The sequence below is a fragment of the Acinetobacter sp. WU_MDCI_Abxd143 genome, from assembly GCF_025514195.1.
GTDB classification, from domain to species: domain Bacteria; phylum Pseudomonadota; class Gammaproteobacteria; order Pseudomonadales; family Moraxellaceae; genus Acinetobacter; species Acinetobacter pittii_H.
This window is the reverse complement of the sequence record NZ_JAHPTH010000001.1, coordinates 687,124-700,581: the sequence shown is the minus strand read 5'-3', so window position 1 is coordinate 700,581 and position 13,458 is coordinate 687,124. Positions and strand designations below refer to the sequence as shown.

Annotated in this window: 16 protein-coding genes and 1 tRNA gene; 5 read left to right on the top strand and 12 right to left on the bottom strand. The window is 37.1% G+C overall.

Annotation, left to right across the window (positions count from 1 at the left end):
* Positions 1-9 precede the first annotated feature (9 nt).
* The 4 genes from KTI79_RS03300 to KTI79_RS03285 all read left to right on the top strand — a co-directional run bounded on the left by KTI79_RS03300 (position 10) and on the right by KTI79_RS03285 (position 2,549).
* Positions 10-495: a DUF3465 domain-containing protein gene (locus tag KTI79_RS03300; protein WP_032053352.1), complete on the top strand. Its 486-nt coding sequence runs from the start codon at positions 10-12 to the stop codon at positions 493-495.
* Between the two features lie 105 nt (positions 496-600).
* The gene (locus KTI79_RS03295; RefSeq protein ID WP_005068210.1) at positions 601-1,425 is read left to right on the top strand and encodes a helix-turn-helix transcriptional regulator; all 825 of its coding nucleotides are present in this window, start codon (positions 601-603) and stop codon (positions 1,423-1,425) included.
* A gap of 88 nt (positions 1,426-1,513) precedes the next feature.
* Complete coding sequence (locus KTI79_RS03290) at positions 1,514-2,230, top strand: AzlC family ABC transporter permease (RefSeq protein ID WP_032053353.1); 717 nt, start codon at positions 1,514-1,516, stop codon at positions 2,228-2,230.
* Between the two features lies 1 nt (position 2,231).
* Positions 2,232-2,549, top strand: coding sequence for an AzlD domain-containing protein (locus KTI79_RS03285; RefSeq protein ID WP_032053354.1), 318 nt, complete (start codon positions 2,232-2,234; stop codon positions 2,547-2,549).
* Between the two features lie 43 nt (positions 2,550-2,592).
* Here the strand turns inward: KTI79_RS03285 and KTI79_RS03280 are convergent, their stop codons facing one another.
* The 11 genes from KTI79_RS03280 to KTI79_RS03230 form a co-directional block, all read right to left on the bottom strand.
* Positions 2,593-3,042, bottom strand: coding sequence for a DUF962 domain-containing protein (locus tag KTI79_RS03280; RefSeq protein WP_032053355.1), 450 nt, complete (start codon positions 3,040-3,042; stop codon positions 2,593-2,595).
* A 573-nt stretch (positions 3,043-3,615) separates the two neighbouring features.
* The gene (locus tag KTI79_RS03275) at positions 3,616-4,227 is read right to left on the bottom strand and encodes a septal ring lytic transglycosylase RlpA family protein (RefSeq protein WP_002118141.1); all 612 of its coding nucleotides are present in this window, start codon (positions 4,225-4,227) and stop codon (positions 3,616-3,618) included.
* 289 nt (positions 4,228-4,516) lie between these two features.
* On the bottom strand, positions 4,517-5,518 hold the full coding sequence (gene mltB / locus KTI79_RS03270) for a lytic murein transglycosylase B (RefSeq protein ID WP_032053356.1): 1,002 nt from the start codon (positions 5,516-5,518) through the stop codon (positions 4,517-4,519).
* A gap of 19 nt (positions 5,519-5,537) precedes the next feature.
* Positions 5,538-6,680, bottom strand: coding sequence for a rod shape-determining protein RodA (gene rodA, locus KTI79_RS03265; protein ID WP_032053358.1), 1,143 nt, complete (start codon positions 6,678-6,680; stop codon positions 5,538-5,540).
* A 126-nt stretch (positions 6,681-6,806) separates the two neighbouring features.
* Positions 6,807-7,457 carry a hypothetical protein gene (locus KTI79_RS03260; protein ID WP_032053359.1) on the bottom strand — a complete coding sequence of 217 codons (651 nt, stop codon included), beginning with the start codon at positions 7,455-7,457 and terminating at the stop codon, positions 6,807-6,809.
* Between the two features lie 23 nt (positions 7,458-7,480).
* Positions 7,481-8,293 carry an NADPH-dependent 7-cyano-7-deazaguanine reductase QueF gene (gene queF, locus KTI79_RS03255; protein WP_032053361.1) on the bottom strand — a complete coding sequence of 271 codons (813 nt, stop codon included), beginning with the start codon at positions 8,291-8,293 and terminating at the stop codon, positions 7,481-7,483.
* A complete protein-coding gene (locus tag KTI79_RS03250) occupies positions 8,290-9,063 on the bottom strand; it encodes an ABC transporter permease (protein ID WP_016145917.1) in 774 nt (257 codons plus the stop codon). The genes queF and KTI79_RS03250 overlap by 4 nt, the downstream gene beginning before the upstream one ends.
* A complete protein-coding gene (locus tag KTI79_RS03245; RefSeq protein WP_002118101.1) occupies positions 9,060-9,995 on the bottom strand; it encodes an ABC transporter ATP-binding protein in 936 nt (311 codons plus the stop codon). Before KTI79_RS03245 ends, KTI79_RS03250 begins: the two co-directional genes overlap by 4 nt.
* Before the next feature lie 117 nt (positions 9,996-10,112).
* Positions 10,113-10,189: transfer RNA gene (locus tag KTI79_RS03240), tRNA-Arg, on the bottom strand.
* Between the two features lie 102 nt (positions 10,190-10,291).
* Positions 10,292-10,921 (bottom strand): hypothetical protein, encoded by a 630-nt coding sequence (locus KTI79_RS03235; RefSeq protein WP_079284107.1) that lies wholly within the window; start codon positions 10,919-10,921, stop codon positions 10,292-10,294.
* Between the two features lie 144 nt (positions 10,922-11,065).
* Positions 11,066-11,752, bottom strand: a complete 687-nt coding sequence (locus tag KTI79_RS03230) for a putative quorum-sensing-regulated virulence factor (RefSeq protein WP_032053365.1) — start codon at positions 11,750-11,752, stop codon at positions 11,066-11,068.
* Positions 11,753-12,000: 248 nt separating this feature from the next.
* On the opposite strand from KTI79_RS03230, the gene KTI79_RS03225 reads away from it, so the two are divergent.
* Positions 12,001-13,230, top strand: coding sequence for an alpha/beta hydrolase (locus KTI79_RS03225; protein WP_032053368.1), 1,230 nt, complete (start codon positions 12,001-12,003; stop codon positions 13,228-13,230).
* A gap of 23 nt (positions 13,231-13,253) precedes the next feature.
* Here KTI79_RS03225 and KTI79_RS03220 read toward each other — a convergent pair whose 3' ends face one another.
* Complete coding sequence (locus KTI79_RS03220) at positions 13,254-13,415, bottom strand: hypothetical protein (RefSeq protein WP_079284108.1); 162 nt, start codon at positions 13,413-13,415, stop codon at positions 13,254-13,256.
* Positions 13,416-13,458 lie beyond the last annotated feature (43 nt).

Here is a 13,458-nt window from a genome sequence, read left to right as displayed (position 1 = left end):
GGGTATGCAATGATAAATAAAAAAAATCTCAGTATTAGTGGTGTCATTATTTTATTGATTGCTGCTTATTTTGGTCTCGATTTATCTGGACATAAGCAAAGTCTATCACCATCATCAACTATACCCACAGCTCAGCGTAATGAAACTACACTTTCAAATAATGGGGTGGACACTGTAAAAGCTGCTTACGAGCAGAGACAAAGTAATGTTCAAGTGCAGGGAAGTGGTCGAGTCAAAGCAATTTTAAGAGACGATAATGATGGATCAAGACACCAGAAATTTATTCTAGTATTAAAAAATGGCCTTTCAATTTTGGTTGCGCATAATATCGATTTGGCACCTAAAATTTCTAATCTAAATAAAGGTGACATCGTTGAGTTTTATGGCGAATATGAGTACAACCCAAAAGGTGGTGTACTACATTGGACTCATCACGATCCACAAGGTCGTCATGAAAGTGGATGGCTTAAACATGACGGACAGATTTATCAATAAAGCTCACGTGAGCGTTTAATCAGATTATTTTCATAGAGCAATTTTGTTCTATTCAGTTTATTAAAACATGCTATGGTTTTTTTATTGAATAGATGAGACGTATTTATGCAGCGGGAGCAAGCCGATTATCTGCATGTGCGAGAGTTGGGCGGTTTAGAGTTATTAAAAGCACATTATCACCAAACACAATTTTCAAAGCATACTCATGAAGGGTACTGTATTGGTGTGATTGAAGAGGGAGCACAGTCTTTTTTTAGGACGGGACAGCTACATGTAGCTCCTAAAGGCGATATTATTTTAGTCAATGCTGACGAGATCCATACTGGTTCATCGGCTGTTGAGTCAGGGTGGCGTTATCGAGCGATCTATCCAACACCTGAAATGTTAGCAGAAGTTAGTCAAGATTTTTTTGAAAATCCACATGGAGCACCATGGTTTCCTCAAGCTGTGATTCGCGACCTAGGTTTGGCTCAACAGCTTTGCTTACTTTTTGATTTATTAGAACAAAAAGATAATTTTCTACTCAAAGAAACGATGTATTTAACAACGTTAGCGTGTCTTATGAAGAGACATGGTAAATCAAATCATACTTTTTGTGAGTTACCAGAAGCATATTCAAAAATATTAAGAGTTAAAGAATTACTCGTAGAAATGCCTGAAACAAACTTTTCTTTACAAGATTTGGCTGACATGGTCGGCTTGAGCGCTTGGCATTTCTTAAGGCAATTTAAAAAATATGTAGGTCTGCCACCTCACGCTTGGCTTGTACAAGCACGTTTACAAAAAGCAAGACAGTTATTAAAACAGGGGGACCAAATTGCCATGGTGGCACAACAATGTGGTTTTTCTGACCAAAGCCATTTTAACCGTCACTTTAAAAAAGCAATGGGCGTCACACCCACTCAATATGTAGCAAGTTTGAACATATAAATAAATTAGTTTTAAAGCAATTTTATCCAATATAAGTCGGCACTCATCAAGCATGGTATAGAGATGTTTCTTATATTGGATTTTATATATGAATATTCAGCTTAATCAGCCAGTTGGGTTTTCAAAAAATAAGCCATCCTATTTATTTTTACGTGGTGCAATGGATATTTTGCCCTTGTCAATTTCTGTTATTCCGTGGGCAATCTTAGCGGGATCTATGGCAATTCATGCAGGATTATCTTTCTATAAAGCACTAGCAATGTCTGGGCTCGTCTTTGCTGGAGCTGCTCAGTTGGTTAGCTTAAGCATGGCTATGGAAGGTGCATCTGTTTTTACAATTTATTTGACTATTTTCTTTTTAACGGCTCAGCATTTTATTTATGCATTAACTTTAAGAAATGACATTTCTATTTTGTCCCTACCTAAACGGTTGAGTTTAGGCTTTTTATTAACAGATGAATTGTTTGCGGTGAGTGCTCCATTTGAAAAAAGAAGTTCGGAATATCTGTTGGGAGCTGGTTTGTGTTTTTATTTATTTTGGGTTGCTTTTAGTTTGGTGGGAATACTGCTGGCGACAGTGATACCTGATCTTTTAAATTACCATTTGGATTTTTCGATCGTTGCTATTTTTATTGCCATGATTGTGCCGTTATGTAAAGGATTTCCGGTCATAGCTGGTGTGCTAATAACTTGTTTAAGTGGGTTTTTATTTAAATTTTATCAAATTGAGGGTGCGATTTTACTTTCAGGATTAATGGGAATGTTAATTGCTGTTTTAACTGAAAAAATGGGTAAGGAGAGATAGCATGTCTTGGTTTGTGATTTTAGGCTTGGCAGCAATCGTCTTTTTTAATCGCTATTATTTTTTAGAACCTCAAGTAAAAATTAAACTGCCGCTTATTCTGAATAAGATGCTTAACTATTCTGCACCTTGTTTGTTAACTGCAATTTGTATTCCAGTTATTTTTTTCGATGGTGATGATTTAAGAGGCGTGATAAATAATCCTTATATTTATGCAGCAATCTTTTGTATTGTAATCGTTATTTATCTAAAAAAAGTTCTTTTAAGTGTGATAGCAAGTTTAGGATTTTTTTATTTTATAAATTTTCTAATAAATTACTAACATGCAAAAGCTGAATCGAAAGGATTCAGCTTTAAATCCATCTTTAAGCAAGAGCTTGTTTTTGTCTGCTTTTCCATTTAGGTAGGATTTTTGAGAGATAAGCATCCATACACCAAACTGGTCCAATTAGTAGGAATTGTAAATCTTTAAAGAAAGATGGTTTTTTGCCTTCGACTTTGTGTCCGTAAAATTGTCCAACCCAAGCAATCACAAAAATAGCGATATAAAATCCGACTCCTACAGGTAGGGTGTAAATGAGCCATGCCATAACAACAAGTAAAGCAGCCATTGCAACAGCAAGTACAAGATCTAAACGTGCATAAAATACTAAGGTCAACACAAGTAATAAAGTAGTAAGCAATGTGCTGAAATGCGCAATGATTCCAATAATAGAAAATAAAATGGCGGGAACGCAAAGCCAGTGAATTTGTTTATTGGTTGGATTTTGATGACTTTCGCTATATTCATCAAACCATTCAGTAATGGATTTCATGAGTAGCACACTCCTTGTTTTAACTTTGATTTATTTTTTGTGAGTATATTTTAGTCTGTTCTTGGGGATCTCGACAAGAAACTAACACTATTCAACTATAGGGAGCGTTGTATTAAAAAGACCTAAGAAAGGGCAAACGAAAAAATAATGTGACTGTGATTGAAATAGGGGGCAATACAACCTCAAGAATGGGGTAATTTTTCATAATATTTTTTCTCTATTGCTAGATGATGAAAACAGCAAAAAAAGTGTAATTTTGAGATGGGTGGGAAAATTGTGTGAAAAAGCTCTACTCATCTACTCTAAAAACGCCATAAATAGCCTTTATTTTGGAAAAATGGTACTAGGGTAGCGCAAATTTGAAAAAGTCGCTCTAAACGCAAATTAGACGTAAAATTAACTAGTATTAAATAAACATGGTTTTTTGTTTAAAAAATATTCAAATCCAGAGCTAGATAAGGGTCAAAAAAAGAGGATTTTTTAACTTTAAGTTAGGATTTATTTTGATAACTTAAAATATAAAAAAGCCGCAGAAAAATTGCGGCTTTTTACATGAACTCGAGAGGCTATAACTTATGAAGTTGGGCCATCAACACGCTCAATATTTACTTTAGCTGTTCCAGCATTGGTAATACCAAGACGTTTAGCTGCACCGTATGATAGGTCAAGTACACGGTTGCCATGGAAAGGACCACGGTCATTTACTTTTACAACTACACTTTTACCATTGTCTTTATTCGTTACTCGAATGTAACAGTTCAACGGTAGGCTACGGTGAGCAGCAGTTAAAGCATTCATGTCGAATGTTTCACCACTTGCAGTTTTACGACCATGGAATTGGCGGCCATACCAAGACGCCATACCAGTTTGGCTAAACTTACGAACAGTGTTTGAAGCTACTGTGTTAAGTTTTTCAATCACTGAAGGCTCATCTTCAGGGATTTCAATTTTTGCTGCGATCGCTTGACGACGGATTTGATCGCCAGAACGTTCAGTGATTGAAAGACTGTTAATGTTAGAAAAACGAGAATTAAAGTTTTGAGTATCTTTACTCAATACACGTGCTGCTAGATTAGGACCATCTACATCACTGTTTAATGATGATGACTGCACCATTTCAGCGTGCAGTGGGGCCATGCTTAAACTAGCCGTCAGTGCAAGAACGTATTTCAGCGATAACTGCATTTGTATAAACTCCTGAGAACATGTACTTTTTTCTTTCAGCCATTGACTGAAATTTAAAGTGAACATGCCTTATTATTCACTTTTGCAATTGCTATATTGGGGTGGATAATATTCATCGCTTACGGAGAGTGTCTAGTCTTTAACGAGAAATCGTTACAAAAAGGGCAAAAACTTACAGTTTTAGATTAAAAAACAACCAATAGTGTAACAATTTATTTAAAATGTATGTATTGTGAGCTATTTAACAAAAATATTTATTGACTTTTGGTGTGGCTATAAAAAAGCTAGCCTATCGGCTAGCCACTTCAGTGCCTAATAACCACACAGCGGTAGCGTACATGCGGCTCTTATTATAAGTCGTAATCACTTGAAAATTCGGGTAAGTTAAATAGTAAATTGGACCGTTATAGTCTTGTAATTGAATTACATTCACCATGTCCAGATCATCAATTTTAACTAAAGGATTTAATGGTGTGATACCTAGTGTCTTTAGTGCGCCATAGGGGAAAGGCTGAGTTAAATCTTTCGCAATAATACTTTCCGGATTTGACCCAGTGTAACGTGCCATAAACCCGATAGGCTGATCGCGTTGCCATCCTTGTTTTGCTAAGTAGTTTGCGATTGATCCAATAGCATCTTCTGCTGAGTTTCTTAAGTCGATATGTCCATTACCGTCATAATCCACACCATATTTACTAATATTACTTGGCATAAATTGCGGATAACCAATCGCACCTGCATATGAGCCAACAATATTTCTAGTTGGATAACCTTCTTTATAAGTCCATGCGATCAGAGCGGCTAGCTCATCACCAAAATATTCAGCACGGCGAGGATAGCCAAAAGCAAGAGTAGCTAAAGCATCACGTGTAATAAATGAACCTTTATTTGCGCCATAACCTGTTTCAACGCCCAAAATACCTAAAATCACAGCTTGAGATACGCCATATTGCTGTTCAGCGCGATTTAAGGCATCTGCATATTGGTTTTTAAAACGCACACCGCGCTGAATTGTGCCTTCCACCAAGAACATGGAACGGTAGTCATACCAAGGCTTACTTTCCCCTGGACGAGTCATAATATTTAGAATGTTTGGTAAATTTTTTGCGCCGCTCATGGCTGCATCGACTTGATCGCTACTTAAGCCATAAGCATTCATCGTTTTTTGTTTAAAGTTTAAATAATCAGGATGTGTGGCAAAATCGTTAGCCTGAGCAAAATGACTGGTACTGATTAAGCCAGTACACAAAGCAAGCATTTTTAAAGTTTTATTTAAGTGTTGAGACAACATATCGTTTTAAAATTCCAGATTATCGATGTGTATGAATGGACATGACTAAACCAAAGGTGGCCATTAAAGTAATAATAGCTGTTCCGCCATAACTCATAAAAGGTAAAGGAACACCTACTACAGGTAAAATACCACTGACCATTCCCGCATTTACAAATACATAAACAAAAAAAGACAAACCAAAGGCGCCAGCAACTAAACGTCCATAGTTATGGAAGCTTTGTAAACCGATCTGGAATGTTCTAAAAATAATAGCAAAATAAAGAGTTACTAAAATCAGTACACCGATGAGACCAAACTCTTCGGAATATGCAGCAATAATAAAGTCAGTATGTCCTTCGGGTAAAAAGTGTAAATGTGATTGGGTACCTTCAAGGAAACCTTTACCTGAAAAACCGCCAGAGCCAATTGCAGTTTTAGATTGAATAATATTCCAACCTGTACCGAGTGCATCTGCTTCTGGATTAAGTAAAGTTAAAACCCTTTGACGCTGATAGTCGTGTAAAAGAAATTCCCATGCAATAGGAATAATGACTGCTGCACAAGCGGCAGCTGCACCAATCATCCGCCATGATAATCCACTTAAAAATAAGACAAATATGCCGCTTGCCAAGACTAAAAGTGATGTCCCTAAATCTGGTTGTTCTGCAATCAGTAAAAAAGGAATACCAATTAACATTAATGATAAAACAACTTGTGAAAAGCTAGGGGGAAGAGGTTTTCTTGCTAAGAACCATGCAATCATCATCGGCATACCGATTTTCATGAATTCACTGGGTTGGACACTTCCGAAACCAGGAATATCAATCCAACGCTGAGCACCCATTCGGACTTCACCGAACACCATGACTGCCACAAGTGAAAATAGACCAAATAAATAAAAGTAGGGGGAAAACGCTTGATAGACCTTAGGCGGAATTTGGGCTAGGCCAATCATCACTAGAAAACCAATACCAAAACTCATGGCTTGTTTACTGACTAACCCTACATCTTGTGCTGAAGCACTATATAGTACAGTTAAACCTAACAGAGCATTTAAAAGCAAAAATAGGCATAACCACGGATCAATATGGAGTTGTTGCCACTTTGATGGTTGCATAGCGGTGCTAAGACCATCTCGAGGAGCTTGGCGTAAAAATTTATATTGTGGACTAGGAGACATGCGGCGTTAACTAGGTCAATCAGTGCTTGGCGCATGCTAACATAAACCTGATTAATGGCAATGTATATCAATATTTTGCAATAAAAAAACCTAGCTCTCGCTAGGTTTCCGATAGGCTATTTTTTATTAGTTAAAGAATAGGCCATCATGATATTCAGCCATCGCTTTTAGTTCAGTACGATTTAAGCTAGGGATGAGCTTATCGATTGCAATATGAACTGCTTTTGTTACAGCCGCAGCGCCAATATCAGCAGCTTTACGCTTGATCATGCCGAGGTCTAATGTCTTATTAAAATCAGACATAAAATGCTTGATCATAGCATCGCCGAATTGTTTATATAGTTCAGCTAATGCAGCTTTATTAATATCGTTGCCAGCTTCAAGCTCAGTGAAGTTATGCTTAAGGTTAGTGACTAAACTAGAATCTAAAGTTACACCTACTTTATATTGACCTTGTGGGTCTTTAAATAAGCTTTTTTCAGAGAACTCTACGGACTGTTTCACAACATCGTTTGGTGCTTTGCTTAACAATTGTTTTAAAAGAACAGCAACTGTTGATTTGACATAGCCTGCTAGCTTTTCGGCAGTATCGCGTTTTTCACTTGCAGGGAAGTGCTGAACTAACTGAATTAAGACATTATCAATAATCTCTTCATTGAGTTGTAAAGCAATCTTATCGCGAAGTGGATATAAAGGTTCACTAGAATTTTTATTCGCAATTCCAGTTTGTATATCGTTCAATAAGCCTTCAGAAGGGGTAAAACCAAAAAACGGCATGGTATATCCTCAAATTATTCGTTTTATTGTCGTGCCAATCGAATCGGTTTTGGCATCCATGAAAGATCCGATACTCGGCAAGGGTTAATATCAAGTCCGCCGCGACGAGTATAAGTTGCATAAACCATCAGCTTTTCAGGCTGCAAATTTTGCCAAATATCAGCAAAAATCTGCTCGACACACTGTTCGTGAAAACCGTTATGCTGACGGTACGAGATAATATAAGCTAAAACACTACGATAACAAGGTTTTTTGCCCTTAAAACGGATAAAAACTGTACCCCAATCCGGTTGTCCCGTGACTGGGCAGTTACTTCTCAAAAGGTGAGAATACAGTTCAATTTCTACTTCTTCATCAGACTCATCTTGTTTTAAAAGAGTCGCATCTGGATGTTGCTCTAAACGCTCTGGATCTAAGTCATCAATACAAATGCCTTGAGGCTTAGAAATCTCTAAATCATCTACCTGAAATAGGGTTAACTCAACTTTTGCACCTGCCGCAGCAGATAGATCTTTTTCAACCGTTTCAATAAACGACTGTTTAGAGTCAAACTGAGTGAAGTTAAGGCTATTGAAGTAAAGTTTTAATGACTTTGATTCAATCAAATTTGGTGAAGAAGCTGGCAGTGTAATTCTGCCAATAGCAACTTGCGGGATAGCATGAGCGTTTAACCATGAAATTTCAAAAACATGCCACCAATCTTTACCTTGCGTAATACCTTCAATATGTGAGTAGGCTTCACGAGATTGAGCACGAGCAATTGGAAATAAAACATCAGGTTGATAGTTAGTTGGATATTGAGTTTCTTTACCCAATAAAGACTGTTCGACACTCATTCACGCATTCCTGAACCACGAGCTAGTAAATAGTAAGCAATTCCGTAAAGTACAACACAGCATAATGTCACAATGATTAAAGAGAACGTAACATTCACGTCACTATGACCTAAAATGCCGAAACGGAAAGCGTTAACCATATACACAATAGGATTAATTAAAGAAAGTTTTTGCCAAAAAGGGCCAAGTGCACTAATGGCATAGAACACACCACCTAAATAGGTTAAAGGTGTAAGGACAAATGTTGGAATAATAGAAATATCATCAAATGATTTTGCATAAACTGCATTAATAAAACCACCTAATGAGAAAAGAACTGAGGTAATTAAGACTGTATATATAGTCACGAACCAGTTATGTATAAAAAGGTCTGTAAAGAACATACTCATTGTCGTCACAATTGCCCCGACCAATACACCACGGCAAATACCACCAATGACATAGCCCCATAAAATGATATGGAGTGGAACGGGACTCATAATCAGTTCTTCAATGCTCTTTTGGAATTTCACACTAAAGAAACTTGAAGATACGTTAGCATAACTGTTGGTAATAACCGCCATCATGATGAGGCCGGGTACGATAAACTGCATGTAGCTCACGCCGCCCATTTGTCCAATGCGCGAACCAACCAAATTACCAAAAATGACAAAGTACAAACTCATCGTGATCGCAGGTGGTAATAAGGTTTGTGGCCAAATACGTAGAAATCGGCGTACTTCTTTACGAACTAGAGTCCAGAGGGCAATTTGCAGTTGGCTAAAATTCATTTTGCCTCTCCTTCAAGATTTTTCTCAACCATTTTGACGAATAGCTCTTCTAGACGGTTCGATTTGTTTCGCATACTACGAACACGAATACCTTGTGATTCTAAAAGTTGGAATAAGTCATTTAATGTATGTGCTTTATCCATCGTCACTTCTAAAGTGCTGCTATCAATTAAGTTGAACTTCACACCAATAATATTTAACTGGAGTGGGGCAATAGGTTCTGCCAAATCGAAAATAAAAGATTCTTCACTGAGCTGGTTTAAGAAACTTTTCATGCTGGTGTCTTCTTTAATGACACCGCGGTCAATGATAGCAATTTGACGACATAACATTTCTGCTTCTTCGAGATAATGTGTAGTCAAAATAATAGAAGTACCGCTTTCGTTCATTTCGGTCAGAAAATCCCACATAGAACGGCGTAACTCAATATCTACACCTGCGGTAGGCTCATCTAAAATAAGAAGTTTAGGCTCATGCATCATGGCACGGGCAATCATGAGGCGGCGCTTCATACCACCCGATAGCATGCGTGCTTGTATATTGCGCTTTTCCCATAAACCTAGTTTTTCTAAATAATGTTCGGCACGTTTTTCTGCAATCTTTTTATGAATGCCGTAATAGCCAGCTTGGGTGACTAAAATATCGAACGCTTTTTCAAACTGTCCAAAGTTAAATTCTTGAGGGACAACGCCCAGCTGTTGTTTTGCCAAAGATGGATGAGTGTCGAGATTATGTCCAAAAATCTCAACTGTTCCTTCGGTTTTTTTCGTGAGGGAACTGATAATACCAATGGTTGTTGATTTGCCGGCGCCATTTGGGCCTAACAACGCATAAAATTCACCTTCAGGCACAGTGAGGTTAATACCTTTTAACGCCTGAAAACCATTACGATATGTTTTGGACAAATCTCTTAAAACCAAAGCATCAGTCATGAAATTCTCACATTATGAAAGAGGGGTATATTTTGAGCGATAATGATTAATAAACCAAGTAAAATAGTCGGAATTTTATGAAATTGAGATAAATTTATGAAGTTATTATATATAAACTGGTGCGCTCGGCGGGGATCGAACCCACGACCCCAGGCTTCGGAAACCTGTACTCTATCCAACTGAGCTACGAGCGCACATGTGTGGGCCACATCATAGGAAAAAAACACCAATAGGTAAAGCACGAAATAGGTAACAAGTGAGTTTAATGCTTAATTAAACAGCAGCTTGTTGTTTTTTTAGATGCGTTGTTGAATAAGTTGAATTGAATAATTAATAGAATGAAGCGTATGTGCTAGCTCATGAGGCGGAATACGTGACTCCTGTAAGCTAGTAATCCATTGCATTTGGCACATTTTAAGCTCTTGAAGCATTTTTATTTGCTCTATTTTCTGAATAAGTGGTTTCGCCATAAGCCCACAATATTGACTCAAGCTTTGCTTCATCAACTGTTGTATTTCTTCAAAAGAGAGTTGTTGAACTCGAATTGGTGGCTGGGTAATTTCAGTATGTGAAAGTTGAAAAGATGATGATTGTGTAACCTGAATTTCACTAACTGTATCGTCACTTTTATTATCATCTATAGTATTTTTTTGATGAGCTTCTATTGGAGTTACGGATGATTCTGGGAAAGATATTTGTTCATTTAATTCTGAATAATTTTCGCCAGAAGGAGCAATGAGTTTTAAGTCGATAAGCTGTTGAATAAGTTCTGGAGATGCAATACGTTTTTTAAATTCGCTATTTAAATTTTGAAAATCTTCGTGATCTATTAATAGTAGTAAACGTCTTTGTTTTGCATTTAAAGTAATGTTGCGTTGTTGAAGCGCGACTCTTCCCAAATTGGTTCGATAAAAACCAGCCATCATTTTTCCCCAAATAAAAAATAAATCAGACTGTCCAATTTTCTCGGTTGAACAGTACTGTTTTTAATAAAATATAAATGGGGTTAACCATAAAACTCAAAAATGACAATATGATGAAGAATTGATGAATATCATCTATTTAAGACTTTAAAATGCGCCTTCTAATGCTTTACGTAAATAGACATCCAGTTCATCTTGGCGTAATAACCATTGAATATAGTCTTTAGGAAGTTCAGCAATTGCTGTGCCTTTATGCTTACCAAAATTAATAGTCGTAGGGATACGTGCTTCTTCAGAAACTCGGTAAAGCTCTTCAATGTCTTGAATATTTAAATGATAGACAATATGCATCAAGATATTGGCAGTTAAAATAATATCTGCATCGGCACGGTGTGCGCCTTTGAGCAATTCTCGAGCTTTACTGCTGCCTTGAGAAATCATATAGATGAGTGCAGAAATATTATGCGCTTCTGCATCAGGCCAAGTTTTACGCGCTAAAGCTAGAGTACAAATCGGTTTGATATGAGAGACATCCACGCCACAACGAGCAATCGCGGCAATATCGTAATCAATATTGTGACCAATAATATAAGTTGTAGTCTCTGGCAATTTAAAAGTTTTATAGTGGGGCTGGTTTTCTAAATCTGACTCTAATATATGGTGTACTGCCATAGCCGCGTATGAGATAGGTGCACCAACCTGATAAAGTTGATCAAACAATTTGCTCTTATCTAAAGTCAATTTGCCTTCATTAATTTCAATTGGGGCATACGCAATTTCAATAGGCAAACCATTTAGTGTATGTGTTTCTGTATCTAAAATAATGGTTTGCATAACTGGCCCTTTAATCAATCACGAGTAATCAAGAATGTTAACAGTTGGCTACCTACTTTAAAACATGAAGTGAGGCCTGAGAGCGGCGAGAACGTTAATTTATATTAAAAATAAAGTTTTTAGAGATTAATTTCATCCAATAGAACTTGCGGAAAATAAAGATTAGGCGTAAATATTTTAAGACATTAGGAAATGTTGATTAAAAAACTAAAGCAAAACAAAAATGGAATTTAAGGGAAGATATACCAATGAAAATGAACCTATTAATGACGAGCGTTCTTAGCACGAGTTTATTTTTAGTCGCTTGTGGAGGAGGGAGTAGTGATGATGGCTCAGCTCCTACTAATCCATCTGGGACTCCAACCAATAATATTCAAAATCCAGTCGTTAAGGTCGAGGCTTACACAAGCACCAACTTAGGATCAGTTGCCGCAGAAAGTAGTATTTTGACTTATAAAATGTTGGGTCAAAGTGGTCAAGAAGTGCAGGCAACCAGTTTGGTATTTACACCAAACACTCCACCACCAGTAGGCGGTTGGCCAATTGTAGTCTGGGCGCATGGTACTACGGGTGTGGCAGATGCTTGCGCACCAAGTAAAGCAGCTTTAGCAGATAGTACAAAAGATTTAATTAGTAAATTATTAGCAGCTGGTTATGTTGTGGTCGCACCTGACTATGAGGGTTTAGGTACACCAGGCATACATCCTTTTTTAAATATTAAAAGTGAGGCTTTTTCAATTACAGATGCGGTGGTTGCGACACGCAATTATTTATTACAGCGTAACTTATTAACTTCAAAAAAATGGTTAACAGTAGGACATTCTCAGGGTGGGCATGCTGCATTAGGTGCTGCACAATATGCGAGCCGTGCACAACTAGACTATAAAGGTACAGTAGCGGTAGCACCTGCTTCTAATCTAGGGGGTATCTTAGTAGATGGAGAGGCACAAGTTGCGAATGCACCGATAGATATTAAAATTGCAACCTATGCACAGCTTGATACATATACAGCTTTGGTTACAGCTGGCATTCGCAATACACAACCTGCCTTTAATTATTCACAAGTATTTACTTCACAAATTTCAAGTATTGCCGCACAAGCAGAAAACCTTTGTTCAGGACCATTGTATGGAGCCTTTTATGAGGGTATGAGTAATTATGCTAAAGACCATAATGACACACTAGATGGCTTTACACGTACACAACCTAATTTTATGGCAGTGTCGCTAGTTAAGACATTTTTGGAAAAAGATTCACAGCCGTTACAAGTAAAAGTCACGACACCAATCATCATTTATCAAGGGATAGCTGATCCTACAGTACCTAAATTAGCAACTGATCTATTGATATTTAATGCCACTACCTTAGGTACCAAAATTAATAGTTATGTGACGGGTAACTGGGACCATGGCACGGCAATGAGTAGTAATGTTGATAACATCGTTGGAAATGTTCAGACTTTACTGATGACTCAATAGAGTTGTTGATATTTAAAGGATTTTTAATGTTTTTCTAAGCTAGAATAAGCAATAGAAAAATTTAAAATATAAGCTTTAAAGCAGCTTTTTATTTGATTTATAGACAATGGCTCATTTTTTATAAAACTTGAGCCATTTTTATTTAAAACTGAGCTAACTTCATTCTGTTTAATTATAAAGTTCATGCTACAATATGCCGCAATCTTAGCACGGCTTAAAAGCCCTAAT